The sequence below is a fragment of the Streptococcus sp. CL8.13 genome, assembly GCF_049737895.1.
On the sequence record NZ_JBKOTT010000161.1, the window covers coordinates 1 to 637 of the forward strand.

Genomic DNA, 637 nt, shown 5'->3' on the forward strand with positions numbered 1-637 from the left:
ATCGCTTCATAGAGATAGGCAGGATTGTAGTAGTAGGTGTCACGATGACGAGAGTAGAAATATTCGTCAGCTTGTCCGTAATAAGTACCAATTTCAGCTGTGAAGCCGAGTTCTTCAATCAATTCACGCTTTAGGGCTTCTTGATGATTTTCACCTGCTTCAATTTCACCACCTGGTAGGAACCAGGCGCCATTGGGTGCTTGAACAAGAACAATTTGTTTTTGTTCAGCATCAGGGATAACTGCATATACGCCATAGCGTGAAACATAGTCTGTATTTGCTTTCTTTTCTCCGAAAGTTGGGTTTGCCATTGCATTTTCCTCATTATCTATTATCTTTATTATTATCTTAATGGACAAAGGCCGAGCTGTCAAGAACTTATAGTTATTTTAGTAAAAAGGAGTAGAAAATTTTCATTTTCAACTCCTTTTCTATAGGATCTATACTTCTTTTTCAGAAGTTTTTACTTCAGATTTTTTAGCAGATTTGATTTGAATCTTGCCCTTACTGGTCATAACTGCCTTGAGGTCTTTTTCGCTTGGATTTTCAAGGTAGTAGTCAGTGATTGCGTCCTCAATATAGTCTTGAATAGTACGACGAAGTGGGCGTGCTCCCATTTTTGGATCATAACCGTGCT

The 637-nt window shown here is 38.5% G+C and carries 1 protein-coding gene and 1 pseudogene; both read right to left on the reverse strand.

The genetic code is table 11. From position 1 onward, the window contains the following. Positions 1-311: NUDIX domain-containing protein (locus ACLNCN_RS05005; protein WP_424844761.1), on the reverse strand; the 311-nt coding region annotated here is incomplete at its 3' end. A gap of 129 nt (positions 312-440) precedes the next feature. Continuing rightward, positions 441-637: pseudogene (locus ACLNCN_RS05010) on the reverse strand (AAA family ATPase); the annotation flags it as partial.